Source organism: Thalassospira xianhensis MCCC 1A02616 (assembly GCF_003326475.1).
Lineage (GTDB): Bacteria > Pseudomonadota > Alphaproteobacteria > Rhodospirillales > Thalassospiraceae > Thalassospira > Thalassospira xianhensis.
The window spans coordinates 50,427-76,874 of the sequence record NZ_JPWA01000017.1 but is presented as its reverse complement, the minus strand read 5'-3'; the positions used below and the strand labels follow the sequence as shown (position 1 = coordinate 76,874).

The 26,448-nt window shown below is 56.2% G+C and carries 26 protein-coding genes; 13 read left to right on the top strand and 13 right to left on the bottom strand.

What is annotated here, in order from left to right:
* Positions 1 to 7: 7 nt before the first annotated feature.
* Together TH5_RS14780 and TH5_RS14775 are read right to left on the bottom strand one after the other, a co-directional pair.
* On the bottom strand, positions 8 to 2,200 hold the full coding sequence (locus TH5_RS14780) for a malate synthase G (RefSeq protein ID WP_114122460.1): 2,193 nt from the start codon (positions 2,198 to 2,200) through the stop codon (positions 8 to 10).
* Between the two features lie 197 nt (positions 2,201 to 2,397).
* Complete coding sequence (locus tag TH5_RS14775; RefSeq protein WP_114122459.1) at positions 2,398 to 3,762, bottom strand: MFS transporter; 1,365 nt, start codon at positions 3,760 to 3,762, stop codon at positions 2,398 to 2,400.
* A gap of 444 nt (positions 3,763 to 4,206) precedes the next feature.
* Here TH5_RS14775 and TH5_RS14770 point away from each other — a divergent pair, with 444 nt between their 5' ends.
* On the top strand, positions 4,207 to 5,169 hold the full coding sequence (locus tag TH5_RS14770) for a TAXI family TRAP transporter solute-binding subunit (protein WP_114111314.1): 963 nt from the start codon (positions 4,207 to 4,209) through the stop codon (positions 5,167 to 5,169).
* Between the two features lie 21 nt (positions 5,170 to 5,190).
* Positions 5,191 to 7,014: a TRAP transporter permease gene (locus tag TH5_RS14765; RefSeq protein WP_244204928.1), complete on the top strand. Its 1,824-nt coding sequence runs from the start codon at positions 5,191 to 5,193 to the stop codon at positions 7,012 to 7,014.
* A 58-nt stretch (positions 7,015 to 7,072) separates the two neighbouring features.
* Here the strand turns inward: TH5_RS14765 and TH5_RS14760 are convergent, their stop codons facing one another.
* The 3 genes from TH5_RS14760 to TH5_RS14750 all read right to left on the bottom strand — a co-directional run bounded on the left by TH5_RS14760 (position 7,073) and on the right by TH5_RS14750 (position 9,730).
* Entirely contained in the window at positions 7,073 to 7,255 is a 183-nt protein-coding gene (locus TH5_RS14760; protein ID WP_062953175.1) for a PLD nuclease N-terminal domain-containing protein, read from the bottom strand.
* A gap of 120 nt (positions 7,256 to 7,375) precedes the next feature.
* Positions 7,376 to 8,560 carry a BaiN/RdsA family NAD(P)/FAD-dependent oxidoreductase gene (locus TH5_RS14755; RefSeq protein ID WP_114122480.1) on the bottom strand — a complete coding sequence of 395 codons (1,185 nt, stop codon included), beginning with the start codon at positions 8,558 to 8,560 and terminating at the stop codon, positions 7,376 to 7,378.
* 69 nt (positions 8,561 to 8,629) lie between these two features.
* On the bottom strand, positions 8,630 to 9,730 hold the full coding sequence (locus TH5_RS14750; RefSeq protein WP_114122458.1) for a GGDEF domain-containing protein: 1,101 nt from the start codon (positions 9,728 to 9,730) through the stop codon (positions 8,630 to 8,632).
* A 160-nt stretch (positions 9,731 to 9,890) separates the two neighbouring features.
* Here TH5_RS14750 and TH5_RS14745 point away from each other — a divergent pair, with 160 nt between their 5' ends.
* Positions 9,891 to 10,841: a TPR end-of-group domain-containing protein gene (locus TH5_RS14745; RefSeq protein WP_114122457.1), complete on the top strand. Its 951-nt coding sequence runs from the start codon at positions 9,891 to 9,893 to the stop codon at positions 10,839 to 10,841.
* Between the two features lie 87 nt (positions 10,842 to 10,928).
* Here TH5_RS14745 and TH5_RS14740 read toward each other — a convergent pair whose 3' ends face one another.
* Positions 10,929 to 11,603 (bottom strand): D-lyxose/D-mannose family sugar isomerase, encoded by a 675-nt coding sequence (locus tag TH5_RS14740; RefSeq protein ID WP_114122456.1) that lies wholly within the window; start codon positions 11,601 to 11,603, stop codon positions 10,929 to 10,931.
* Between TH5_RS14740 and TH5_RS25635 the strand changes: the two genes are divergently transcribed.
* The 4 genes from TH5_RS25635 to TH5_RS14725 all read left to right on the top strand — a co-directional run bounded on the left by TH5_RS25635 (position 11,577) and on the right by TH5_RS14725 (position 14,272).
* A complete protein-coding gene (locus TH5_RS25635) occupies positions 11,577 to 11,831 on the top strand; it encodes a hypothetical protein (RefSeq protein ID WP_167443561.1) in 255 nt (84 codons plus the stop codon). The genes TH5_RS14740 and TH5_RS25635 overlap by 27 nt on opposite strands.
* A gap of 16 nt (positions 11,832 to 11,847) precedes the next feature.
* Entirely contained in the window at positions 11,848 to 12,582 is a 735-nt protein-coding gene (locus TH5_RS14735) for an SIMPL domain-containing protein (protein ID WP_114122479.1), read from the top strand.
* A 71-nt stretch (positions 12,583 to 12,653) separates the two neighbouring features.
* Positions 12,654 to 13,379, top strand: a complete 726-nt coding sequence (locus TH5_RS14730; protein WP_208638455.1) for an rRNA large subunit pseudouridine synthase E — start codon at positions 12,654 to 12,656, stop codon at positions 13,377 to 13,379.
* A gap of 5 nt (positions 13,380 to 13,384) precedes the next feature.
* On the top strand, positions 13,385 to 14,272 hold the full coding sequence (locus tag TH5_RS14725; RefSeq protein ID WP_114122455.1) for a 23S rRNA (adenine(2030)-N(6))-methyltransferase RlmJ: 888 nt from the start codon (positions 13,385 to 13,387) through the stop codon (positions 14,270 to 14,272).
* A gap of 89 nt (positions 14,273 to 14,361) precedes the next feature.
* Here TH5_RS14725 and TH5_RS14720 read toward each other — a convergent pair whose 3' ends face one another.
* On the bottom strand, positions 14,362 to 15,066 hold the full coding sequence (locus tag TH5_RS14720; protein ID WP_114122454.1) for a ChrR family anti-sigma-E factor: 705 nt from the start codon (positions 15,064 to 15,066) through the stop codon (positions 14,362 to 14,364).
* Positions 15,063 to 15,653 (bottom strand): sigma-70 family RNA polymerase sigma factor, encoded by a 591-nt coding sequence (locus TH5_RS14715; RefSeq protein ID WP_244204927.1) that lies wholly within the window; start codon positions 15,651 to 15,653, stop codon positions 15,063 to 15,065. Before TH5_RS14715 ends, TH5_RS14720 begins: the two co-directional genes overlap by 4 nt.
* Before the next feature lie 211 nt (positions 15,654 to 15,864).
* Here TH5_RS14715 and TH5_RS14710 point away from each other — a divergent pair, with 211 nt between their 5' ends.
* From TH5_RS14710 to TH5_RS14690, 5 genes are read left to right on the top strand one after another with little or no spacing between them, the layout of a single operon-like run.
* A complete protein-coding gene (locus tag TH5_RS14710) occupies positions 15,865 to 17,208 on the top strand; it encodes an NAD(P)/FAD-dependent oxidoreductase (protein ID WP_114122452.1) in 1,344 nt (447 codons plus the stop codon).
* Positions 17,205 to 18,026: a DUF1365 domain-containing protein gene (locus TH5_RS14705; protein WP_114122451.1), complete on the top strand. Its 822-nt coding sequence runs from the start codon at positions 17,205 to 17,207 to the stop codon at positions 18,024 to 18,026. The genes TH5_RS14710 and TH5_RS14705 overlap by 4 nt, the downstream gene beginning before the upstream one ends.
* Before the next feature lie 7 nt (positions 18,027 to 18,033).
* A complete protein-coding gene (locus TH5_RS14700) occupies positions 18,034 to 19,311 on the top strand; it encodes an SAM-dependent methyltransferase (protein ID WP_114122450.1) in 1,278 nt (425 codons plus the stop codon).
* Complete coding sequence (locus tag TH5_RS14695) at positions 19,298 to 20,638, top strand: MFS transporter (RefSeq protein ID WP_114122449.1); 1,341 nt, start codon at positions 19,298 to 19,300, stop codon at positions 20,636 to 20,638. The genes TH5_RS14700 and TH5_RS14695 overlap by 14 nt, the downstream gene beginning before the upstream one ends.
* Positions 20,639 to 20,666: 28 nt before the next feature.
* Entirely contained in the window at positions 20,667 to 21,215 is a 549-nt protein-coding gene (locus TH5_RS14690) for a DUF3833 domain-containing protein (protein WP_114122448.1), read from the top strand.
* On the opposite strand, the gene TH5_RS14685 is transcribed toward TH5_RS14690, so the two are convergent.
* Genes TH5_RS14685 through TH5_RS14675 form a run of 3 tightly spaced genes read right to left on the bottom strand, consistent with a single transcriptional unit; the run spans position 21,178 to position 23,166 of the window.
* On the bottom strand, positions 21,178 to 21,624 hold the full coding sequence (locus TH5_RS14685; RefSeq protein WP_114122447.1) for a nuclear transport factor 2 family protein: 447 nt from the start codon (positions 21,622 to 21,624) through the stop codon (positions 21,178 to 21,180). The two genes, TH5_RS14690 and TH5_RS14685, sit on opposite strands and share 38 nt — an antisense overlap.
* Positions 21,617 to 22,393 (bottom strand): SDR family NAD(P)-dependent oxidoreductase, encoded by a 777-nt coding sequence (locus TH5_RS14680; protein ID WP_114122446.1) that lies wholly within the window; start codon positions 22,391 to 22,393, stop codon positions 21,617 to 21,619. The genes TH5_RS14685 and TH5_RS14680 overlap by 8 nt, the downstream gene beginning before the upstream one ends.
* Entirely contained in the window at positions 22,390 to 23,166 is a 777-nt protein-coding gene (locus TH5_RS14675) for a DUF6134 family protein (RefSeq protein ID WP_114122445.1), read from the bottom strand. The genes TH5_RS14680 and TH5_RS14675 overlap by 4 nt, the downstream gene beginning before the upstream one ends.
* A gap of 189 nt (positions 23,167 to 23,355) precedes the next feature.
* Here TH5_RS14675 and TH5_RS14670 point away from each other — a divergent pair, with 189 nt between their 5' ends.
* Positions 23,356 to 24,165, top strand: a complete 810-nt coding sequence (locus TH5_RS14670) for an RluA family pseudouridine synthase (RefSeq protein ID WP_114122444.1) — start codon at positions 23,356 to 23,358, stop codon at positions 24,163 to 24,165.
* Here TH5_RS14670 and TH5_RS14665 read toward each other — a convergent pair.
* Positions 24,091 to 25,017 carry an AEC family transporter gene (locus tag TH5_RS14665; RefSeq protein WP_114122443.1) on the bottom strand — a complete coding sequence of 309 codons (927 nt, stop codon included), beginning with the start codon at positions 25,015 to 25,017 and terminating at the stop codon, positions 24,091 to 24,093. The genes TH5_RS14670 and TH5_RS14665 overlap by 75 nt on opposite strands.
* A gap of 66 nt (positions 25,018 to 25,083) precedes the next feature.
* Positions 25,084 to 25,530 (bottom strand): methylglyoxal synthase, encoded by a 447-nt coding sequence (locus tag TH5_RS14660; RefSeq protein WP_007089211.1) that lies wholly within the window; start codon positions 25,528 to 25,530, stop codon positions 25,084 to 25,086.
* Positions 25,531 to 26,448 lie beyond the last annotated feature (918 nt).

The following is a 26,448-nucleotide window of genomic DNA, read 5'->3' as shown; positions in this document are numbered from 1 at the left end:
GTGGCTTTTATGCCCCGTATTTCGCCTTTGCTTCGCGGCGACGGGCATGCAGGACCGGCTCGGTATAGCCATTGGGCTGTTCGCGGCCTTTGAACACCAGATCACATGCGGCGGCAAAGGCAACACTGTCATCAAAGTTCGGTGCCATGTTGCGATATTCCGGATCGCCTTCGTTCTGTTTGTCAACGACGGCGGCCATGCGTTTCATGGTTTCCATCACCTGATCCTTGGTGCAAAGACCGTGATGGAGCCAGTTGGCGATATGCTGGCTGGAGATACGCAATGTTGCGCGGTCTTCCATCAGGCCGACATCATTGATATCGGGCACCTTGGAACAGCCAACCCCGGCATCGATCCAGCGGACAACATAGCCAAGGATACCCTGTGCGTTGTTATCGAGTTCTTCCTGGATTTCGCTTGGCATCGGTTTGATATCGCCAAGGCGCGGGATCGAGAGGATGTCATCAAGGCTGGCGCGTTCGCGTTTGCCGACTTCGTCCTGTACGGCACGGACATCAATCTGATGGTAATGCATCGCATGCAGGGTTGCCGCGGTGGGGGATGGAACCCATGCGCAGTTTGCCCCGGCCTTCGGATGGCCGATTTTTGCGGTCATCATTTCGGCCATGCGATCAGGTTTGGCCCACATGCCCTTGCCGATCTGGGCAATGCCCTTCATGCCGCATTCAAGGCCGACATCAACGTTCCAGTTTTCATAGGCCGAAATCCAGTACTGGTCTTTCATCGCTTCCTTGCGAACGACCGGGCCTGCTTCCATGCTGGTATGGATTTCATCACCGGTGCGGTCAAGGAACCCGGTATTGATGAAAACAACACGATCCTGGGCCGCGCGGATGCATTCCTTGAGGTTCACCGTGGTGCGGCGTTCCTCGTCCATGATGCCGACCTTAAGGGTATTTTCCGGCAGGCCGATTTCACGTTCGACAAAGGCAAACAGATCATTGGTCAACGCGACTTCTTCGGGGCCGTGCATTTTCGGCTTCACGATATAAACACTGCCATGGCGCGAGTTTGAAACGCTGCTGTTGCCATCAATATCGTGCTTGGCGATCAGGCTGGTAAACATCGCATCAAGGAAGCCTTCGGGGACTTCGTTGCCATTGGCGTCAAGCACCGCATCGCTTGTCATCAGGTGGCCGACATTGCGCACCAGCATCAGGCTGCGTCCCGGCAGAACAACGTCATTGCCATCAAAGCCCTGATAGGAACGATCCGGGTTGAGGCGGCGGGTAACGGTTTTGCCACCCTTTTCAAAGCTTTCTTCCAGCGTGCCTTTCATCAGGCCAAGCCAGTTGCGATAGACGACAACCTTGTCTTCGGCATCGACGGCGGCAACGGAATCCTCGCAATCCTGAATGGTGGTCAGGGCGGATTCCATGATCACATCGCAAACACCCGCCGCATGGCTTTTGCCAATCGGGTGTGATGGATCGATCCGGATTTCAAGATGCAGACCGTGATTGCGCAGAAGGACTTCGGAAAGGGCGCCGTCTTTTTCGTTATAGCCGATGAATTGCGATGGCTGTGCCAGCGATGTTTCGCTGCCGTCTGACAGGGTTACCGCCAAAGTCCACCATCCAGACCCGTCTTCGCGGACTTCGTATTTGGCGGCGTCTGCATGTTTGCCATTGGCTAGCGGTACTGCCTGATCAAGGAATTTTGCGGCGTAGGCCACAACGGCAGCCCCGCGCTTGGCATTAAAACCTTTGGTCTTTTCCTTGCCATCGGCATCGTCGATGACATCCGTGCCATAGAGCGCGTCATACAGGCTGCCCCAGCGGGCATTGGCCGCGTTGAGCGCGTAGCGCGCATTCATCACCGGCACGACAAGCTGCGGACCGGCGACGCGGGCGATTTCCGGATCGACATTGGTGGTCGAGATATAGAAATCGTCGCCTTCCGGCAGAAGATAGCCGATTTCCTTGAGGAATTCCTTGTAGGCCAGCGGATCGCGGGCCTGATCCTGCCGGGACAGGTGCCATTCGTCGATTTTGGCCTGCAATTCATCGCGCTTGGCCAGAAGCGAACGGTTCCGGGGGCCAAGCTCGTTTACGAGCTTTTCGAACGATGCCCAGAACTGATCGGAGGAGACACCGGTGCCCGGGGTGATTTCGTTGGCAACCAGATCATGCAGAACGATTGCAATCTTAAGGCCGCCTTTGGTGATACGTTGGGTCATGTTTCCTCTCGACAGGCTTGAAGTCTTGCGCAAGGCCGGATGTGACCGATGCATATGTTTGTCACAACATATGGGCTGTAAGCGGGCAGGGTCCACAGCCGGTTTCACTTTCGTGGGATGTTTTCCGTATTGTGGAAACGATATCAAAAGTTGCGAAACGATAGATGGCCGGGCGACATTGCGGCAAAGCCGCGGGTTTACTGTCTGCCGGTATTCTGATCGGCTTCCGGTGCCTTTTCCGCAGCTGTTTCTTCTGTGCTGCGAGGGGCGACATCCTCGCCCCTGTCTGCGGCGTGTGAACCGCTTCCGTCTTCTTCCTCGACGATGTCATCGGTGATCGGGGAAAGTTCAAGTGCCATGGGCGTGGTGCGCGGTACCGCAACAAACTGGCCCTGTTCCTCGATCGAGATACGGCGACCGAAACCGGCACGATAGATGGCAAAGCTTGCGACCAGTATGCCGACAATCGCAAACAGAACCGGCATGCCCCAGGGACCAAAATGCCCGATGGCAAGCGATCCGATGATTGGCCCGGTTGCAGCAGACCCGCCATAAATGATCAAAAGGCCACCGGATGCCGAAACGATCTGATCGGGTTGCAGATAGTCATTCACATAGGCGACCGACAGGCCATAAACCGGCATGATGAAGATGCCGATGATAGCACCCCAGACAGTCAGATTCCCGCGGACAAGTTCGGGCGCGACCAGCGGGAACAATCCGCAGATTGCAAGCCCGATCAGCACGGCGATCATGACATACTGGCGGGGAACCATGTCCGACAGACGGCCAATCGGCCACTGCATGATCATCCCGCCCAGAATGACAAAGGCCATGAAGTTCGCGACGTCATTGGTTGCAAGGCCCAGATTGGACGCAAAGATCGGACCGACACCGTAAATCGCACCGGAAAGAACGCCACTGCCGGCTGCGGCGACAAAACCCAGCGGCGAAATGGCGTATAGTTCGCGGAATTTCATGCGCGCGCCACTGACCGCAGCGGGCGGGGGTTGCCGGGTCAGGGCAATCGGCACCAGAGAAAGCGACAGCAGGACCGATGCCACCGTGAACAGTTCGAAGCTGCCAATCGGTGACACGTTCAGCAACAACTGCCCGATGGCAAGACCCGCGAGAGATACGGTCATGTAGGACGCGATCATGCCGCCGCGCGATGTGTTGTCGACCTGTTCGTTCAGCCAGCTTTCAATCACCAGATACAGGGCCGAAATGCACAGGCCCGTCATGGCGCGGAACAGCGACCAGGTAATCGGGTCAACAAACACGGCATGCAAAAGCGTAATCGCTGATCCGGTCGATGCCAGTGCGGCAAAGGTCCGGATATGCCCCACACGGTTGACAAGCCCGGCCCCCCAGATGATCCCGCCGATAAACCCGGCATAATAGGATGCCATGATGATACCGGTATAGATCGGTGCAAAGCCCTCGGACGAGGCGCGCAAAGCCAGCAACGAGGATTGCAGCGAAGCCCCGGTATTGAGCGTGAAGGCTGCAAACAATGTCGCAGACAATGCGATGATCAGTGCGACCGGCGAACGCGGCATCGGATCCTCTGGTGGTAATGGCGCTTGCAGGTGTTACCCTGCGCGATGGTCGGGAACCCTGTCAATCTTTACAAGGCGCTGATCTGAAAGGTCTTGTCGATCCTGTCGGGTGTGTGATGGATCGAACGTTACGGCACATACGATGTTCCGCAGAATTTCACGGATTGCATTAAAGCCGAAGCCCTGCCGCGAACAGTACCGGTTTTGCGCAACTGCCATGTGAAAATGGGGTAAACTTGCACCGGTGAAGGTTACCTTTGATGAATAACCGGCTTGACCTTCGCCCCTTTGATGCGCTCTATGACTTGCAATTGGATACAATTTGCCAAAATCGGCCCGCTTCGGGGCGGGTTTTTGCGTTGATCGCCACTATTGGCCCGATCCGTACCCAAGTTCGGTATTTGCAAACCGACCGGTGCCCGGGTTCTGCAAGGGGAGGAAACCTTGAACATTCTTCGTACAATCGGCGCAATCGCGACCGGTATTGTTGCCCTGTCGGCGGTAAGTGCCGCCCAGGCAGAAACCCGCGTTACTTTCAAATCGGCCAAGGCCGCGTCGTCTTATTATCAGATGGCCGCCCAGTTTGCCGAAGCAATCAAGACCGGTACGGACGGCGAGATCATCGTTACGGTCGAGGAAAGCCAGGGATCGGTTCAGAACGTGATGGAAGCATCGGTTCGCCCGGGCAATTACGTTTTCACAAGCCCGCCGGCACTTGTTGGCCTTGCACAGGCTGGCAAGGGTGCCTTTGAAGGACGTCCGACCGAAAAGTTCAACGAGGTCCGGGCCCTGTTCCCGATTCCATCACTGACCATGCATTTCGTGATGCGTGCAGATGTCGGTGTGACCGACTTCGCCGGGCTTGAAGGCAAGACCATCCTTCTGGGTAAAGGATCGTTCGGGGCGACCGAGGGTGAAAAGTACCTTGAGCTGTTTGGCCTGACTGACAAGGTTAAACTGTCCGAAGCGGAACTTTCGAACGCCGTGGCCGCCCTTAAAAACGGGCAGATTGACGGCTTTGTAACGGCCGGTTCCTGGCCCGCGCCGAACGTGATCGAGGCCGCGGCAGGCACGGATGTGAATATCCTGTCGCTTTCAGATGAGCAGCTTGCGATGACCAAGCGCGATCTGACGGTGATCCCGGCCGGGACCTATAACGGGCAGAAGGATGATATCCGCACGTCTTCCCTGTCGGTGGTTGCCTATGCAACGACCCAGATGGATGATGAAACCGCCTATCAGCTGACCAAGACCTATTGGGATCAGAAATCCGCCATGAGCTCGAACGCGTCATGGTGGAAAGGTGTGACCCAGGAGATGCTTGCCAATATCAAGGGTAAAATCCACCCCGGCGCACTTCGTTATTACGCCGAAGCCGGTTTCCCGGTGCGCGACGATCAGAATTGATTGCCGCATTGAAATAATGTGATGACAGGCCCGGCCGCCACAGCCGGGCCGTTCTTTATCGGACGTATCAGGATTACGATGTCTGCTGTTTCCCGCCCTTTCTGGATTGCGCTTGGCGCGGTATCCATCTTTTTTCATCTTTGGCTGATTTTTTCGGGGCTTGTCCCCAATCTGGTCAGTCGGCCGTTGCATATGGCTTTGGCCCTGCCGTGGGCGTTGGTGTTTGTTGCCAAAACGCCGTGGCAGAAAATCAGCGGGTTGATCCTGACGGTGATCGGGCTTGGGGCGTGTTTGTGGGTGGCGTTCAATCACAGCATGCTGGGCGATCAATACGGGTTTCTGGTCGGGAATTTGCAGATCGCGATATCATTTGCCCTTTTGGTCATCGTTCTTGAAATGGCACGTCGTGCGATTGGATGGCCGTTGCCAAGTGTGGCGGCGATTGCGCTGCTTTATGGGTTCTTTGGCGAATATATCCCCGGTGAATTCGGCCATGGTGGCCTTCCGATTGAAAGCATGCTGGGCACGCTGACCATTGCCGAGGGCGGCCTTTGGGGCAGCCTGACCGGGGTTTCGGTCAGCATCGTTGCGATCTTTGTGATTTTTGGCGCGATCCTGAATGGCGGCGAAGCCGGGCAGGGCTTTATGAATGTGGCTGGTGCGGCCGCAGGTCGGCTGCGCGGTGGGGCGGCCAAGGTTTCGGTGATCTCATCGGCGTTGTTCGGATCCATTTCCGGGTCCGCATCGGCCAATGTGGCGTCCACCGGGGCGATCACGCTTCCGGCCATGACCAAGCTTGGCTATCCCAAAAGACTGGCTGCCGCGGTCGAGGCGGTGGCATCGTCCGGCGGGCAGATCATGCCGCCATTGATGGGGGCAGGGGCGTTTGTCATGGTCGAGCTGACCGGGCGGCCCTATGTCGAGATCATGGTGGCCGCCATTCTGCCAGCGATCCTTTACTTTCTGGCGGTCTGGGTCGGGATCAATGCCTTTGCGCTGCGCTATGATCTTCCGGGCGTGCCGGAAAAAGACCGGCCTGATACGCGTGCGGTGATTGTGACCTCCGCCTTCTTCCTTGTGCCGTTTGCGATCCTGCTTTGGGGCATGTTTGGCGGTGGCTATACGCCGCAATATGCCGCCTGTCTTGCGATGATTGCCGGTGCGGCGTTGCTGTTTTTGGATGGCAATCTGCAATTCAGCCTGGCCCGGACGGGCGAGAGATTTACCGAGGTGTGCCTGAGTGCCGGGCGGCAGGTATCGATGATTGCCGCGATCATTTTGTGTGCATCGATTGTGATCGGTGTTCTGGGCCTGACCGGGCTTGGCGTGAAGATCACGTCGCTTCTGCTGTCCGGGTCCGGCGGGATGCTTTGGCCTGCCTTGCTTCTGACCGCAATTGCGTGTCTGATCCTTGGCATGGAAGTGCCGACCACGGCGGCTTATGTGATCTGCGTTTCGGTGGCAGGGCCCGCCCTGACCGAGCTTGGGCTTGATCCGTTGCAGGCGCATCTGTTCGTGTTCTGGTTTGCCCTGCTGTCGACGATTACCCCGCCGGTTTGCGGGGCGGTGTTCATTGCTGCGGGCATGGTCGAGGAAAACTGGCTTAAGGTTGCCGGAACGGCCATGGCGCTGGGGATTGGCCTTTATATCGTACCGCTTGCGATGATCGCGAACGGGTCACTGATTGATCTTGCGGCCAATCCGGTTTGGGCGATTGCGGCGGCCCTTAAGGTTGCGATCGGTCTGACGGCAATTTCATACGGGATTATCTCGCCGCGACATATTGCGGTTCGCGCAGGGCTTGTCGCGGTTGGATTGCTTGCGATTTTTGTTGTCGGCATATGACGAAAAACGGGCCGACACAAAATGTCGGCCCGTAAAAATTCAAATATCAGGATACGTTTTAAACCCGGCCACTGCGTGGTCCGGCAAAGAACCATATGATCAGGCCAATAACCGGCAGGACGAGAATCAGGATCGTCCAGATGATTTTCGAGCCGGTGCTGGCACCGCTGCCCATGACATTGATGATGGCCCAGATATCGGCAATCAGAATGATCAGTCCGAGAATTCCACCATATTCCATAACCCAACCTCATTTTTCTGTGTCAGCAGACAGGAAGGCTGTCGGCTGTTCTTGAAAATCAAACGATTGGCAAGGGAAGTTGTTCCCGCGGACTATTTTACGACCAAACGGGGAAATTACCTAGACGACTTGTCCAGCCGACCAGCCCGATGACCAGGCCCACTGGAAATTGAAGCCGCCAAGATGACCGGTAACATCGACGACTTCGCCGATGAAATAAAGACCGGGGACATCGCGACATTCCATGGTTTTTGATGACAGGGCGTTGGTATCGACCCCGCCCAATGTGACCTCGGCCGTGCGGTATCCTTCTGATCCTTGCGGCATGACCGACCATTGATTGACATCGGTTGCAAGCAGACGAAGCGCCTTGTCCCCGGTTTCGCCGATCGGGCGATCCAGCCCGTGACGCGCGGTGATCATCTGGGCCAGACGGTTTGGCAGAATGCGAGACAGCACATTATGCACGGCCTGTTTCGGGCTTTCGGCCTTGGCCGATTTCAGAAGATCAAAGGCGTCTTCTTCGGGGTTCAGGTTGACCGTGATGGCGTTACCTTCATCCCAATAGGATGAAATCTGCAGGATGGACGGGCCGCTTAGCCCGCGGTGGGTGAACAGCAATCCTTCGCGGAACTGTTTCTTGTTGCACTGGACAATCGCATCAACCGAAATGCCGGAAAGCTGACCCATATCGGCCCGCATATCTGGATCAAAGGTCAGGGGCACAAGGGCGGCCCTCGTCGGAACGATGTCGATGCCAAACTGACGGGCAATCTGATAGCCAAAGCCGGTTGCGCCGATTTTGGGAATCGAAAGGCCGCCGCAGGCCACGACAAGCGACTGGCAGGTCCATTGCGCACCAGTGCGTGTGGTGACATCGAACCCGGCATCATCGCGGCGGATGATGTTGCTGATTTCGGTGTTCAGGCGCAGCTCGACATTGGCGGCATCACATTCATCGAGCAGCATGTCGATGATCTGGAACGAGGATTCATCGCAGAAGAGCTGACCCAGCGTCTTTTCGTGCCAGGCAATGTCATAACGATTGACCAGATCGATGAAGTCAAACTGCGTATAGCGTTTAAGCGCCGAAACACAGAAACGCTTGTTTTGCGAAATGAAGTTTTCCGGGCTGGCATGCAGATTGGTGAAGTTGCAACGGCCACCCCCGGAAATCCGGATTTTTTCGGCCGGTTTTGCCGAATGATCGACAATTACAACCGAACGGCCGCGTTTCCCGGCTTCGATTGCACACATAAGGCCGGCGGCACCGGCACCAATCACAAGGACATCAATCTTCTTCACGTCGCAGGCCAATCTATCGAAACAAACGACCTGCCTTATACGGGGAAATTGGCACCCTGTCAGTGCCCGTCAGGCGCAACGCTGCTTTTTGGGTTCGGGCGCGGTGATATCCAGCGTCCGGATTACCTTGTTCCCGTCGGTGATCTGGCGTTCGGTCGCGACCCGGTTGCGGCCCTTGGCCTTGGCCAGATAAAGCGCCTGATCGGCCCGTTCGATGAAACGGGCAAGCGGTTCGCCAAATTCAAACGTGCTGACGCCGATTGATACCGTGACCTTGCCCAGTTCCTGATGGCGGGTGCGGCTGATGATGGTGCGGGTTTCGACATTGTGGCGGATATGTTCGGCCAACTGGCGCGCGCAGCCAAGCCCGGTCATCGGCAGGATGACGGCAAATTCCTCGCCACCGTAACGCGCGGCGGTATCCCGGCCCTTGACGTTCTGCTGAAGGGTCTGGGCCATCAGTCGAATGACCTGATCACCGGCCTGATGGCCGTGGGTATCGTTGAATGTCTTGAAATAATCGATATCGATCAGAAGCAGGCTAAGCGGTTTACCGGTTTCCATCGACTGCATGGCGCAATCGCGCAATTGCAGATCAAACGCCTTGCGGTTGGCGATGCCGGTCAGACAATCTGTCATGGCCTCGCGCTTCATGTCTTCGAGGTCGCGGCGCAGTTTGGAAATTTCGGTCGATGTATTATCCAGCCGGGTTTCGAGAATGCGATTTACGCCTTCGATCTCGCGTGTGGCGCCCAGCAGGGTTTTTAACGCCTGTTCCAGATTGGTGAAGTCCTTGTCGCCGATATATTCGCAGAAATGATCAAGCGCCTCGCCATAGGCGCGGGTATCAATCCCGGCATTGCGGACGGTTTCGAGAACCGACGTCAACTGATTGCGCAGATCGTCGGTGATGCGGGTGACGATTTCGCGTTCATTCACGGTGTCAAAAAACCGTGCGAAAAGGTCGCGGCACCGCAATTCATCGAATTCGCGATTGTTGCTGCGCAGGATATCGATCGTTTGCGTAAGATCGGGTTCTTCGCCGGACAGGTAATTGAAAAAGATCGTATAATTGTTCGGATGCGCGATAACACCCAATTCGGACATCATGGCGAGGGCTGCGTTTGACAATTGCTGTGCCCGATCCGGGCTGGTGCCGTATTCGATCATCGATACCTGCGCGACTTTCCAAAAAATGTATGTTTTGGCAGGGGCAATATATCGTTACAGTCCAATCATAACGTTGATTTGGATCATGGTGGTAGCCGGGTTACAAAGGCGCATCAGACAAAAGCGATCCATTAAAAAAGAAACAGGGAAGCAGCAGGAAATGACGTTAAGGTTTGAGCGGATTGTCGCCGGTATCCTCATGACGATGGTGGTGTTCGCCACATCGCCGGTTTCGGCACAGGAGGGCATGGGGGCAGCCCCTGCCACATCTGAAACCTCGTCTGGCGAGACCCTGCCGCCCGTTGATTTCCGTCCGCTTGAAGCGAGTGAGCGCACTAATATGCCGCCGTTGATGGAACGCTATGTTCTGGACGAGCTCAAGGCATTGCGGACCGAAATGCAGGGGATGCGCGCCGAATTGCTGCGCGAGGTCGTCAACCGGCAGCTTGAGGCCATCGACAAGGCAATTTCCTATTCGTCGAACACGGTGACCTATTTCTTCTATTTCGTGGCCGCGGTCGGTGCGCTTCTGACCATGCTGGGCTGGCAGTCTTTGCGCGAGCTTAAATCAAGTGTGCGCAACCTTGCCGATACGGAATTGCGCCGCCTGTCCGAAGAATTTGAAACACGTCTGAGCGCGCTTGAAGACGAGCTGCGCCAGAAAAGCATGGTGATCAACGATCATCAGCAGGAAATCGAAAATACCCAGACCATTCATGCCTTCTGGCTGCAGGCGAACAAGGTGACCAATCCGCGGTCCAAGATCGAGATTTACGACAAGATCCTTGAACTGTCGCCGGGCGATCCGGAAGTCATGGCCTATAAGGCGGATGCCGCCCTTCAGCTGGGTGATCGTGACTGGGCGCTTAGCCTGTGTAACCGGCTCCTGGCCGAGGCGCCGGATAATGCCAACGGTTATTATCAGCGGGCGTGCGCCAATGCAGGGCTGGGTTATCCGGAAGCCGCCCTTGCCGATCTGCAGCGTGCGGTGGCCCTTTCGGATGCGATGCGTCAGCCTGCCTGGACCGAGGTTGAGTTTGAGCCGCTTCGCAATTTGCCGGAATTTGCCGAAATTCTTGGTAATCCCGAGAGTGCTGCGCCCGCGGAATAACGTCGAGGGCATTTCACGCCCCGAGCCAAAAACAAACCCCCGGCAGTGCGGACTGCCGGGGGTTTGCATATCAGTTGATCGGTGACCTTATCCGGCCAGTTCATTCCAAAGCGGATGGATCGGTGCGACATCATTTTCGATTTCACTGAACCGGGCGTCGCAGTCAAAGAAGTAGTTGTCGGCAAGGTCATCATTGACCTGCGATACTTCGCCGACGATCACCGGGCCTTTGCCTTCTTCGCCATAGAAGCGATGCACAAGGGTGCGCGGCAGGGTGACACTTTGGCCGGGTTCGAGCACGACCTTGCCACCGGCCGGAAGGATGTTGAGCTTGCCATCGGTGCGGACATGCACGTCATTGACCATGTCCATTTTGCCATCTTCGGTCAGGTTGGTCAGTTCGATCACCAGATTGCCGCCACCGCGCACAATGATGTCTTCCATTTTGACCTTGTGGTAATGCCACGGGCATTCCTGATTTTCGCCGACAATCATGATTTTTTCGGCATAGGGGACTTCGCCCGGCTGACGCAGGATGCCATTGCGCAGGCAAAACAGGATCAGGCCGCGACGGGCAAAATCACCTTCGCCGTAATCGGTCACGTCCCAGCCCATCTGATGGGCACGGCACCATTTCGCAAGATCAGGCTCGGCATCCCACTGCGCCGGGGAATAATGCCCCCAGGAGGGCAGCTTGAAGGAAATGGACTCGAACAGTTCCTTGGCATGCGTGATGTGAGCATTGATATCGGAACGGCGCATGGACGACCTCGTAAAGCTTTTGCATGTTTGAATGGGTGGCCGCGCGAAGCGCAGGCGTTGCTGGCTTTTAGCATGTTCGGATACGGATTGCGACCCAATTTGAATGCATTCAAATGTCCGGTGTCTGATTTCGCAAACCTGCAAAATGACTGCCCTGATTTTGTCGATTTTGTTCCGTCTGATAAGCTCTTTGAAGCAAAATTTATGCGTCCAGCGGAACAACAATAATCAAGGAAATACGGGCATGTCTTCTTCTTCGGGATTTGGAAAATTCGTTGCCGCAATCGTGGTCAGTGCCGGTATTGCCGGTGCCGGCTGGCTGGTCGGCAAGGGATTGTCCGACATGCGGTCGCTTGACCGGTTCGTGACCGTCAAGGGATTGGCAGAACGCGATGTCGTGGCGGATCGCGCCGTGTGGCCGATTACCTATGTTGCGACCGATGATGTTCTGCAAAACGCGCAGGCCAAGATCGAAAGCGATACGACGGCGCTTCTGGCGTTTCTTGAAACGCATGGCATCACCAAGGACATGACCGAGTTGCAAAGCCTTCAGGTGACGGATCAGCTTGCGCAATCCTATCGTTCCGGTCCGATTGAAAGCCGTTATATCGTCAGTCAGACCATTCAGGTTCGGACTGACAATGTCGATGCCGTTGTTGGGGCAACGCAGGATATCGGCAAGCTGCTTCAGGGCGGGATTGTTCTGGGCGGGCAGGGTTATAACCCCGGCCCGAGTTTCATGTTCACCAAACTTAATGACATCAAACCGGAAATGATTGCCGCCGCAACCGCCAATGCCCGCGATGCGGCACAGCAGTTTGCGACCGATTCAGGTGGCCGTCTGGGCGGCATTCGCCGCGCAACGCAGGGATTGTTCCAAATCCTTCCGGCCGATGGTGCGCCAAACAGCACGGAAAGCCAGCAGATCAATAAAACCGTGCGTGTAGTCACCACCATGGAATATCTGATCGAGGATTGATCGTATTTGGCCGGGCCTGTTGACCGGGCAGGTCGACTTGTCCGGTTGACTTGTTTGGCAAAAATGGTTCTATGCGGCGCATGGCGCAGCTGATCCTTTTTAACAAGCCGTATGGCGTTCTGACCCAGTTTACCGACCGTGAAAACGGTAGGGCGACGCTGGCTGACTATATCGATCTGCCCGGTGTCTATGCCGCCGGGCGGCTGGATCGCGATAGCGAAGGACTGCTGCTTCTGACAGATAACGGGCCGCTGAATGCCCAGATCGCCCACCCGAAATTCAAAAAGCCGAAAACCTATTGGGTTCAGGTCGAGGGCGAGCCGACCGAAGAAGCCCTTGCCGCCCTTCGTGGCGGGGTTGATTTGAAAGACGGCATGACCCGCCCGGCGCGCGCACGCCTGATGGGGGAACCCGAAAATCTTTGGCCGCGTGATCCGCCAGTGCGGTTTCGCAAATCGGTGCCGACCAGCTGGATCGAGCTTAGCATTACCGAAGGTCGCAACCGGCAGGTTCGCCGGATGACGGCCGCGGTTGGCTTTCCGACCCTGCGCCTGATCCGTTATGCGATTGGCGAATGGACACTGGATAATCTGGCACCCGGTGACTGGCAGTCTATCGAGGTCAAGGCACCCGAGCCCGGCCCGGTTCAGGTCAAACCCCTGCCCGGGAACATGCAGGCCAACCGGCGGCCCCGTAACGAGGGTGACGGTAAAAATACATTCCAGTCTGCACGACCGCAAAAGTCGCGCAACCCCAAAAATTTACGCGGCGGCAAGCCCCGCGCACCCAGAGGATAAAGGCAATGCTGAGCTATCTGCACGGCTTTCACGCGGGCAACTTTGCCGATATTCACAAGCATGCTGCGATGCGGATCATCCTTGATTATCTGTGCAAGAAGGAAAAGCCGTTTTGCGTGATCGACACCCATGCCGGGTCAGGCTGGTACGATCTTGGCAGTGCGCAGTCGGCAAAAACCGGTGAATGGAAAAACGGCATCGCCGCCGCACAGAAAAAGGGAAATGCGCCTAAACAGATGCAACCCTTCCTTGATCAGATCGCAGCATTTGATCCGATTGCCAAGGGCCGTGATTACGGGGTGTTCGAGGATGACGACCTTAAGGGGCCGTTTTATCCGGGATCGCCATTTATCATGCGCGAATTGCTGCGCGAGCATGATGAAATGATCCTGATGGAATTGCATCCGCGTGAATATGACCTTCTGGAATACAGCGTTGAGCGTGATCCGCGTATTCACCTGCATAAGCGCGATGGGTATGAGGGACTGGTTGGCATGATGCCACCGGCCATTCGCCGTGGTCTGGTCCTGATGGACCCGAGTTACGACGTCAAACAGGATTATCAGAAGGCGGCAAGTTCGATCAAACGGGCGTGGGAACGGTGGGAAAACGGGATTTTCATGCTGTGGTATCCGATCCTTGAGGCCGGATTTGATGCCGAACTGCGTGAAAACTTTGCCCAGATCAAAGCCAAGGGTGGCGTGCTTTGTGCGGAGCTTTCGACCAATCAGGGCGGGGCAAAGGGACGCATGCGCGGCACGGGACTTATGATCATCAACCCGCCTTATGGATTTGATCAGCAGTTTGATGAAATCGGCCAGTGGCTTTGCGATGCGGTCAAATTGCCCGGTCCGGCAACGCATCGAACCCACTGGCTGGTGCCGTCGCAATAAGCCCGCGGGCGAGACGGGGCAGGATTCAAATTAAAAGGCCGCGGACATCGGTGTGTCCGCGGCCTTTCTGCGTTGGGACGCAGTTTGACTTATATGCCGATGAAGGGCTGCAACAGTTTGGGCAGCAGACGGTTGAACTTCATCGGGGCATCGGTGGCAATCAGGCAGATGCATTCTTCGGCCGTGTCGGCAATCGGCTGATGATCGACATCGTTGCCAAGGTCGGCGACGTCACCGGCACGGAACCGGCCGATTTCATCGATATAGGACCCTTTAAGCAACAGGGTCATTTCATGGCCATGATGCCCGTGATCAGGGATCGACACACCCGGTGCGATTTTCATCAATCGCACGGTGCCTTTGCTTTCGATCGATTTCAGCTGGTAATGCTTTACACCCGGTGCCAGCGACTTCCACGGAATGTCTTCGAGTGAGAGAACATTATCAGGCAAAAGGTTGGCCAAGGGGCGCGGTACCGACGGAATGGCAGACCCGGTGATGCTTTCCCCGACGGCGACGCGCCGCGTGGATGGCATTTCGCGGAAGACGACATTCTCGTTGGCGGTTTCGCGTTCGATCATTGCCATGACATGGTCAAGCGCATGGGCATCCATCGACATGACGTTTGCCGTTTCGAGCGCCGCACCACCAAGGGCCTCGAATTCCGCGACCTTTTCACGGCATTTCGGGCACAGTGTCATATGCGTTGCCACAAGCAATTCCATTGCCTGCGACATCTTGCCACTGGCGTAATCCATCAATGTCTGGTCTGTCGGGTGGTGTTTGATATTCATGATACACCCTCCAATCCACCACGAAGTTTGGTTAAGGCCAATCGCAACCGCGATTTGACGGTGCCCAGCGGAATATCGAGCTGTTCGGCAATTTCGCTGTGCGATAGATCTTCAAAAAACGACAATTCAACTACCACTTTCTGATCGGCGGGCAATTCTTCCATCGCAGATTTGACGAGAACGGCATGTTCATCCCGGTCGACGATTTCGTCGGCAAGCGGGCTATCGTCAATAATCAGCGTCGGATCGGAATCATCCACCTCGATATGTTTGCGTTGCCGGAAACGATCAATACGAAGGTTTCGGGCAATCGTAAAAATCCATGTACTGGCGGCGGCCTTTTGCGGATCAAACAGATGCGCCTTGCGCCAGACCTGCATCATGGCTTCCTGCGCGAGTTCTTCGGCATTTTCGGAATTGCCGCCAAACCGGAACATGTAGGCTTTGACGCGGGGTGCGAAATGGGCAAACAGCTGTGCAAATGCCTCACGGTCCTGCGTCGCCGCAACCGCAACAATCCAGCTGGCACATCGCTTGGCCTCAGCGGGGTCAGCCGGACCGGGCCTTGTTCTTGTCGTGCCGCTCATTTTCGTTTCTGGTCCCCTTCGGGGCCGCGTCATGATCGTGTTCATGGATCATCATACGTCGGCCGGAAAATTTTGGATCAAACGAATTTGTACGTTTTCTGCCAATTACTTACAATTATCAGCATTCGTTGTTATGCAGTGATCCGCAACTTGCTGTCATGCGTAATCATATGTAGTTCAAACAATAACACTGCAAGCAGGCGCGGCACATATGACGCTTCGATCATCGGGGAAACTCAATATAGCTGTTGTTGGGTCGGGTATTTCCGGCCTGTCGGCGGCCTGGTTGCTCAGCCAGTCCCATAATGTCACGCTTTATGAAAAGGATGATCGCCCCGGCGGGCATTCGAACACCGTGGATGCGGGGCAAACACCGGTCGATACCGGTTTCATTGTCTATAACACCCGTTGTTATCCCAATCTTTGTGCCCTGTTTGATCATCTTGGCGTTGAAACGGCGGCGACCGATATGTCCTTTGCCGCCTCGATGGACAGGGGTGGACTGGAGTATGGCGGATCGGATCTGGCATCGTTGATCGCGCAGAAACGCAATATTTTCCGTCCGCGTTTCTGGCGGATGGTGCGCGATATCCTGCGGTTTTATCGCGAAGCGCCGCTTGCGCTTGAAACCGGACAGGCGGAAACGCAAAGCCTTGGCGATTATCTGACGGCCAATCGTTATTCAAAATCCTTTATCAATGATCATCTGCTGCCGATGGGGGCTGCGATCTGGTCCACCCCCGTCGATACGATGATGGATTACCCGTTGGCGGCGTTTGTCCGGTTCTGTCAGAACCACGGGCTTTTGCAGATCAAGGATCGGCCGCAATGGCGCACGGTTGTTGGCGGATCGCGCCAGTATGTCGGCAAGATGATCAAGGGCATTTCCGGTGGTGTGATCCTTGATAGCGCCATTGCCCAGGTCGGACCGAACGGCAAGGGTGGGGTCTTTATCGAAAACCGTTACGGCGAGCGGACGGACTACGATCATGTTGTTCTGGCGTGTCACGGTGATCAGGCGCTTGCGCTTCAGGCCAATCCGGCGCCAGCGGTGCGCGATCTTTTGTCAGCGTTTCAGTATGAACGCAATCTGGCGATCCTGCATGATGATGACAGCCTGATGCCACAGACGCGCAAGGTCTGGTCAAGCTGGAACTACCTTGCCGAGGAGCATGACGGGGAACAGAAAGTCTGTGTGACTTACTGGATGAACCGGTTGCAGCATCTTGACGAAGGCCAGCCGCTTTTTGTGACCCTGAACCCGGCACGCCCGCCGCGCGAGGGCAGTGTCATTCGATCTTTCCTGTATGACCACCCGGTTTTTGATGCCGCGGCGATGGATGCCCAGAAACGGCTTTGGTCGATCCAGGGGCAGGATAACATCTGGTATTGCGGCAGCTATTTTGGCTATGGCTTCCACGAAGACGGCATTCAGTCGGGCCTTGCCGTTGCCGAGATGCTCGGCAATGTCCGGCGGCCGTGGAACGCTGAAAATGAAAGTGGTCGTATTCATCTGGGACCTATCAATATAGCACAAAAAGAAGCAGCCGAATGACAGGCACATGGACATCCGCCCTGTTTGAAGGATCGGTGATGCATCATCGCCTTCGCCCGCGCGACCACAAATTGCGCTATCGGGTGTTTTCCTTTTTGTTCGATCTTGATGAAATCGATGGCTTGGCCGGATCGCTGAAACTGTTCAGCCGCAACCGGTTCAACCTGTTTTCGTTCCATGACCGCGACCATGCGGACCACGATCACCGGGATATCCGCAAACGCATCGAAGATATCCTGAAAAAGCACGATCTGGGAGATTGTACTCATCGCATTGAATTGCTGTGTTATCCGCGCATTCTGGGCTTCGTTTTCAATCCGCTGTCGGTTTATTTCTGCCATCGGTCGGACGGTTCGGTCGGCGCGGTCCTGTATGAGGTTTCCAATACTTTCGGGGACCGGCACAGCTATCTGATCCCGGTGGGTAGCGATGCGATTGATGAAAAAGGCGTGCTGCGGCAAAGCTGTGCGAAGGCGTTTTATGTGTCGCCCTTTATCGATATGCAGGCCGATTATCATTTCCGCATTTGCATGCCAGACGAAAAGGTCGCGGTGGCCATTCGTGAAACCGACAGGGACGGCGCATTTCTGAATGCGGTCTTTGTCGGTGATCGAACCGCCCTTTCTGATCGTAATCTGTTTATGGCTTTTGTTCGCTACCCGCTGATGACGCTTAAGGTGGTGGCGGGCATTCATTACGAGGCGCTGCATCTGTGGCGCAAAGGCATGAAGTTCCATAAACGTCCAAAGCCGCCAGCACATGATGTGACTTACGTGTTCGCAGCCAATAGCCAGACGGCCGAAGCCGCAAAAAGGTAATTAGGAAATGCCGGAACGCAATCGATCTTCTTCGACCATTGTTCGCCCGTTTCGTGACAGGTTCCTGCCCGTTATTGGTGGCATGACCGGAAGTCGCAATGTGCTGAAAATCATGCTGAAACGCATTCTGGCGCATTTGCATTATGGCCGGCTGACGATTGTTTTGCCCGATGGGGACACGTTGCAGTTTACCGGGGAGGAGCAGACCGAAATCCGCGCGGTTCTTCATATTCATGACTGGAAGGCGATCCGCAGGCTTGCGACCGGGGGCGATGTTGCCTTTGCCGAGGCCTATATGGATGGCGCCTGGAGCAGCCCCGATCTGACCAAAGTGATGCGGGTGGCGATGTTAAACGAAAATATCGTTCGCGCCCGGCTGGCAGGTGGCATGATTTCGCGGCTGGTCGCCCGGATCGGGCATCTGCGCAATGCCAATACGGTCGAAGGATCAAAACGCAACATTGCCTATCACTATGACCTTGGAAACCGGTTCTATCAGGAATGGCTTGATCCGGGGATGACCTATTCATCGGGTCTTTATCGTCGCAAGGACATGACACTTGAAGCCGCACAAGATGCGAAATACCGCCGGATTTGCGACCTTGCATCCCTGCAGCCGGGTGAACGGGTTCTGGAAGTCGGATGTGGTTGGGGCGGTTTTGCCGAAATGGCGGCGGGGCAGCATCGTTGCCATGTCACGGGGTTGACGCTTTCGCGTGAACAGCATGCTTTTGCACGCAATCGCTTGTTAACAGTTGGCCTTTCGGATCGTACCAAAATCGAGCTTCGTGATTATCGCCATCAGGACGGCCAGTTCGACAAAATCGTTTCAATCGAGATGTTCGAGGCCGTTGGCGAAGAACACTGGCCGATCTATTTCGATATGATCCGCAAGCGTTTGCGACCGGGCGGCAAGGCCGTTTTTCAAATCATCACCATCGATCATGACCGGTTCGAGGATTACCGCAAGGGTGCCGATTTTATCCAGCGTTACATCTTCCCGGGCGGCTTGCTGCCGTCGCCGGAGGCACTTGGCAAGGCCATCGACAAAGCCGGTCTTTCGCTGCGTCATTCCGAATTTTTCGGCAAATCCTATGCCCGGACACTGGCCGAATGGCAGCGCCGTTTCCAGCATGGCTGGGACAGCATTGCCGAGCAGGGATTTGACATCCGTTTCAAACGGATGTGGGAATATTATCTGTCCTATTGCGAAATCGGATTTGACGAAGGATCAATTGATGTCGGGTTCTTTGTAATCGAACATCCCGAAAATGCCGCAACCTGATCGGGCCCGCAGAACCGCAATTTACTATGCGCTGCCAGCAATGGCGGCCGCGGTGCCGACCATTCCTGCCTATGTCCTGCTGCCCAGTTATTACGGCGATGATCTTGGCCTTGGGCTTGCCCTTACGGGGGCGATCCTTCTGGCGGTGCGGATCATCGATATGCTGACCGATCCGTTGGCCGGGTGGCTTTCGGATTATACGGGACGACGCAAAATATGGGTCGGGTTCGGGGCGGTGATTGCCGGGATCGGGATCTGGATGCTGTTTGTGCCGCCCGATCAGCCGGGTGGCTGGCATCTTTTTGTTTCGGCAAGCACCCTTTTCCTCGGCTGGACGCTTTTTCAGGTGCCCTATCTGGCCTGGGGGGCGGACCTTTCGGGGGATTACCGGGAACGGACATTGATCACGTCCCTTCGTGAAGGGGCGGGGTTGATTGGCATTGTCATTGCCGGGGCAATCCCGGTCGTGATGATGAACGCGACCCGGGCCGAAGAAATCCGGACCCTGGCGTTCATGACGATTATTGCCGGGGCGGTTTTCATTACCCTGCTGATCATCAAGGTCCCCGACAGTGCGACCCGTAACGAGCGGCGTGATATCCCGGATCAGACGGGGATTTCCCTTCGCACCCGGTTTGGCCAGTCACTGCGCAGCTTGCGTCAGAACCGGCTGTTTGTCAGGCTTCTGGCGGCATGGATGATCAATGGTCTTGCCGGTGGATTGCCCGCCGTCTGTTTCCCGCTTTTTGTGCGCTATTACCTGAAGCTTGATACCGATGCCGAAAACGCCCTGATCCTTTTGTATTTTGTTGCAGCCATCGCCGCCATTCCGCTTTGGGTGCTGCTGGCAGGGCGAACCAGCAAACACCGCGTCTGGTGCATGGCGATGATCATGGCGGTTTCGGCGTTTGCGTTTGTGCCGTTTCTGTCGACCGGCGACTGGATCGGGTTTGCGGTGATCTGTGTGGTTACCGGTGCGGCCTTGGGGGCGGACTTGGCGCTGCCACCGGCCATTCAGGCCGATGTCGATGACTGGGACCGGTACCGGTTTCATGCCAGCCGGACCGGTGTTCTGTTTGCGCTTTGGAACATGACCAACAAGCTTGCGATGGCGTTGGCGGCGGGCATTGCCCTGCCGATTTTGGGGGCTTTTGGCCTTACCGATGGGGGCACTGAAAATTCCGCGGCTTTGATCGCACTTGTCATGATCTATGCAGTGCTGCCCATCGTACTGAAAGCAGGAGCAATCGGGATGATGTGGCGTTTTCCATTGGATCGCGTGCATCAGGTTGCCATTCGTCGGCGTCTGGCTCGCCGCACCTTCTGATCCTTGTATCCTTTGCGGGAGAAAGCTGATGCTGCGATCTTTTACGGCGCTTGTGATGGTTTTGATACTTACCGGGTGTGGGTCAATGAAACCGCAGGATTTTGCGCAAAAAGAACCCCGCTTCGATGTATTTGAATACTTCGAAGGCAATAGTCGGGCCTGGGGAATTTTTGAGGACCGGTTCGGAAAACTGCGTCGTCAGTTCACGGTTGATATCACCGGGACCATCGATGATGGCGTTCTGACACTAGAAGAAGATTTTCTGTATGACGATGGTGAACAGGACCGCCGTGTATGGACAATCCGCAAGACCGGTGAGCACAGCCTGAGCGGGGAGGCCGATGATATCATCGGCACGGCCGCGGGCGTGCAGTATGGCAATGCGCTGAACTGGAGCTATGAAATGGACCTGAAGGTCGGTGACGGTAGCTGGCGGGTCAGTTTCGATGACTGGATGTTTTTGCAGGGCGACGGGGTTCTTGTGAACCGGGCACGCGTGCGCAAATGGGGGTTCGAGATCGGCGAGGTGACCCTGTTCTTTACGAAACAGCCATCCGCTCTGCGAGCCGCCGAATAAACCAGCCCAATACCGGGATGCGCGCATAAAAGGCCATGCCGGAATCCCAGTGATCGACATGGGATGAAATGCGCGTGCCATCATCGGAAAATGTCACGGCCGACATGCCGGTGACATCCCAGTTCCCCAGAATCGAAATCCCGGCCGTAAAACGCCAGCGCAGAAAACCGAGATCGTTATCAACCGCGTGATGGGTGACGATGAATTGCGGATTTTCGGTATCGCGAAACATCTTGTCGAGATATGCGCAAACCCGATCCGGGCCGTTGATGGTGTTGAACGGATCGGTAAAGCTGTAATCGGGCGTAACGTGATGATGCAGGTTTTCAACCGTTTTCGGGCCCAGATTGGCAAAGTAATCGCCATAGGCTTTCAGCGTTTCAAGTTTGGCTGATTGCACATCATCCATCGGATTTTCCCATCACTTTACGGATCAGTTTGAAATAAAGCCCATAGGGCAAAATGCGGGCAAGCTTTAGCTGCCGGACAAAGGGCGGCGGGAAGGCGATTTCAAATCCGTTGCCACGCGTGAGGCCCTGATAGACATAGCCCGCGGCCTGTTCCGGTGTTTGCAGATAGGGCATATCAAAATCGTTTTTGTCGGTCAGACGTGTTTTGACAAAGCCCGGATTGATCACCCGAAGATAAACGCCCGTGCCCCCCAATTCCGCATGCAGGGTTTCGCACAGATTGATCAGGGCGGCCTTGGTCGGGCCATAGGCCCCGGCCTTTGGCAGGCCGCGATAACCGGCGACCGAGGCGACAACCGCGATCTCGCCCGAACCGCGTTGACGCATTTTCGGGATCAGGATTTCAAGGCAGTTGACCGTGCCGAAATAATTGACATCGAAATGATCGCGGATGGTTTTGGCCGAAAAATCATCGACCGGCATCGGGGAATAAATCCCGGCGGCCAGAACCACCAGATCGGGCAGGCCAAACCGGTCTTCGATCAGGGCAATTGCATCGCGAACCGCATCGGGTTTAGTCACATCAAGCGGTACGGCATGGATGTTTTTAGACGATGCCGCCTGATCGGACAGCGCATCGGCGGAGCGGGCCGAGGCGATAATCGTCGTGCTTGCATCGGCATCGGATTTTGCGAATTTTTCGACAAGTGCCGCCCCGATCCCGGCGGAGGCACCGACGATCCAGATGGTTCCGAAATGTTTGGTCATCCACGATGGTCCTTTTGGGCATTGTCGGTCTGGCAGCTTGTGCAGCGATAGGTGATTTCAGAGCCATCCCGCGCCTTGAAGCGCAATCCAACCCAGCGACCATCGGCATCGTACCATGCATTGGTTTGCAGCTCGCCGTCATAGGTGAAGTGGGTCGCGTTGATCATGCCGTTGCCAACAGCCAGACGTTCGCCCCCCGTCTGGGATATGGTGACCGCGTTGGGATTGCCGGTCAGGGTGTTGAGAACCTGGGTGGTTTGCAGAACGCCGCAATGCCAGTGATCGGTGGGGAAAATTCCGGGCGGCAGGGACTTCTGACCATCGGGGCCATCGACGACAAGCTGATCGTTTTCGCGCTGTGCTGTGATGCTGGTCTGATCGCCATCATCATCGACCTTGACCGACAGGGTGGATAATTGACCATCCTGCCAGATGCTTTCGGAGCGGTAGCGGAAGCTATAGGCATTGAAGCCCAGGAACGAGATATCGATATTGCTTTGGGCGACGACCTGAAGGCCGTCCTGGCCGCGATTGAAACGCACGATATGCTGCCCGACCGGGGCATCGTTGCGGCGGATCTGAAACACCAGTTCATTGCCGTAACGCGCAATCGGATCGAAGTTTCGGCAGGCCGCACTGCGGTCAAGGCCATCGGATTGTGCGGGGGTAAGGGCCGATAATTCACCGTTCTGCGCGAAGGCCGAACCGGCATTCTGGGCCGCCAGAATGGCAAGGGTGGCAAGCAGATATTTAAAAGGTTTCGGGCGTGGCATGTGATGGCGTACCCTGCTTTTGGCCCCGGCGAACAAAGCGCGTCAAAGCCAGATTGCGAAGAATGAATTCTGTGTTTCCTTACGCAGATGATTGCCGTCTGGATCAGGTTTGGGGGTGGGGCCGGTTGCTGCGCGATTGCAGCATGTGTGGCTTTGCGGTAAAGCAGGGCCAACAATGAAAGGCCGACCATGCCCCATCCGATTGCCGAAGACCTGATCGCAAGCGTTCTGCATCGCGATTCAAACGTCATCGTTCTGAACAAGCCGCCGGGATTGGCGTCGCATGGCGGGCCGAAAACCTATTTTCATGTCGATGCGTATCTGCCCGACCTTAAATTCGGCATTCAGCCCGAGCCGACCCTGGCGCACCGGCTTGACCGCGATACGGCCGGGTGCCTGTTGCTGTGTCGGCATCCGAAATCATCGAAAAAGATCACCCGCCTGTTTACCGAAAAACTGATCGGCAAAACCTATTGGGCGGTGGTGCGCGGTGCGGTTGCCGATGATCACGGCTTTATCGATGCGCCGATTGGCAAGACCAATGATGAAAGCGGCTGGCGGATGCTGGTCCATGAAGACGGGCAGCCATCAAAGACCGAATATCAGGTGCTGGGGCGGGGCAAGGACGAGGATGGTCAGGACATCACCTGGCTTGCCTTGACGCCCCATACGGGCCGCACACACCAGCTTCGCGTGCATCTGGACCATATCGGTCATCCGGTTCTGGGCGATCCGTTTTATGGCCGGGGGGATGAACCGCCCCTGTTCGGGCAGCCGCCGACCTTGATGCTGTTGTCACGTCAGATTGTTGTACCGTTCCATGCCGACCGGGAGCCGGTGGTGGTCGATGCACCGCCGCCGGAGTTAATGCGGCCGGGGCTTTCGGCCTGTGGGTATGCGGGCGACTATGCCCCGCATGCGGCGTCAGTTGATGCTCAGTATGGCGGCGATGGCAGCGACGCTGAAGGCGGACAGGAGAGTTTCGAGGGTGATGATTGAGGCCATGGCCTCCGGATCGCCATTAAGCTGCCGGGCGAGAATATAGGCGTTCCCGGCGCACGGCATCCCGGCATACAGCACCCCCATCGCCAGCACCATGCCCTCCACCCCGGCCAGATGCAGCGCAATGCCGGTGATCAGCGGCAGGATGGTAAGCTTGATCGTGGTTGATAGCGCAATCGCGCCCAATGCCTGTTTGCTGAGGATAAAGCGAAGCCCCGCCCCGACCGACAGCAGGCTGAGCGGCAGGGCGGCGGTTTTGAAAAGGGCCGCGGTATTTTCAATCGGCAGCGGCACGTGAATGTTGCTGATATTAAGCACCGCACCGGCCCCGGCGGCGATGATGATCGGGTTTTGTGCAAGCCCGATCATGATGCGTTTAAAGCTGCCTTTCCCACCCGCAAAGGCATTCAGGACCACGACGCCCAGCATGTTGGTCGCAATCACCATCACCGCGACAAAGACAATCGCCAGTGCCAGGCCTTCGCTGCCATAAAGCGCATCGGCAACGGCAAGCAGCACATAGCTGTTATAGCGAACCGATCCCTGAAAGATCGAGGTAAAGAGCGGTGTGTTGCTGGTAATCAGGGGCCGCAACAGCAGGAGTGCCGCCGCAAGGAAAAGGGTCGCGCCCAAAGTGACCATGACGGCAGTGCCGGCATGCCCGGAACTGAAATCCGCACGGTAAATTTCAACGATCAGAAGCGATGGCAACAGCAGGTAATAGGTCAGCCGATCAATCCCGGCCCAGATGTCAGAACCGGTGATCAGATAACGTTTGAGTGCTGCCCCGACCAGAATGGCGGCGAAGATCGGGAAAATGGCGGCGATCAGGTCATAGGCGAGTTGCATGGGGCGGTCGTATCAGTTTGATGTGGAGTGGGCCAAGCCGGGTGGCAGAGCGGGCCGGGGGGTGTCTCAAACCTTGCGGTTCTGGTATTCGGCAAAAACCTGTTCGGGGGAATGGCCGCGATACTGTTCGCAGATTTCCTCGAATTTCGGGTTGCTGATCAGAAGGTCGGCGGTGCTGCGGTTGCACGCAATCGGCACTTCATACATGTTGGCCAGCCGGATCAGGGCCCGGACATCGACATCGTGGGGTTGGGGCGTCATCGGGTCGGTGAAGAAAAACATTGCCTGCAATTCGCCATGCGCAATCATCGAGCCAAGCTGCTGATCCCCGCCGAACGGGCCGCTTTTAAGGGCCACGATATCAAGATCGGGGAAGCGTTCCTGAAGCACGCGCCCGGTGGTGCCGGTGGCGAAAATCCGGGTGCCGGAAAACTGTGATTTGTGGGTTTCCAGCCAATCGGCCATTTCGCGTTTGCGACGGTCGTGGGCGACAAGTCCGATCGAAAGCGTCATGGGTGGTTTCTCCTGCGTCTTGATCCGGGCAATCCCGGCGGATGATCTTAGCGGACCGGTCCTTCATACCGCAATATGATGGCATAATTTATTGAGAATAAACGAGAATTTTTGCCGGAGCCGGACAGCGAAGATTTTTGAAAAATGTTCTTGATTTGTTCTTTTGTTTGTGGCATAAAGATAAAGTCAACAGGACAAATGGGTCCGGAGACATAACCTGCCAGGCGTGATGCGCTTTGGCGGGTTTTTGCGTTTTCGGGGGCGGATTGTTCGTCAAAGCCAAGGGGATGACGTGAAGAAAAAGCGACGATGTTGAGTGGTTGAGTAACAGGTGGTTTCCGCCAAGCGCGGAAGATCCGTGTGGAGCAAAGTCATTACGGTGGGAGTGCGTCCGGGCATTGAAATGGCCCGGAAATGGACGGCGTAAAGTTTGACGAAACGAAAAGGCAGAACGGGAGAGGTGCGCCTGCCGGGAAGGGTGCGGGGAGATTTGCGGGGCCGGATGCGGATCGAGTGGTCAGCAGCGGAGCAGGGGCGGTTCGGGGCCGCGATGTCATCACGCCAGCGCCGGGATCGGAGCGTTGGTCACGACGGGACCGTTCCGTTCAGGCTGCACCATCTGGCGAGAGTGGAGGCAGGAGAGGTCGGCGGAGCCCCGTCGCCATCGGTGGGAAGACCAGCATGTGCAATCGCATCTGTCGTGTCGGTGTCGGTGGCACCAGCGGCATCAACGACGAGACCCGATAGCTCGGGCTCCGTGCGGTGTGGAATCCGGCTTGGGCTTTGGGGGGTGTTGCGTCTCGGAGGCAAGGCAGGTTTCGGTTTGGTGTCGGGCTAGTGGCGGGGCCGAGTTGCAATCCGGGCTTTGGTCCGGTGTCCGGAGCAGCATCCAAATCTGCCCGATGTCACCCTTGATGC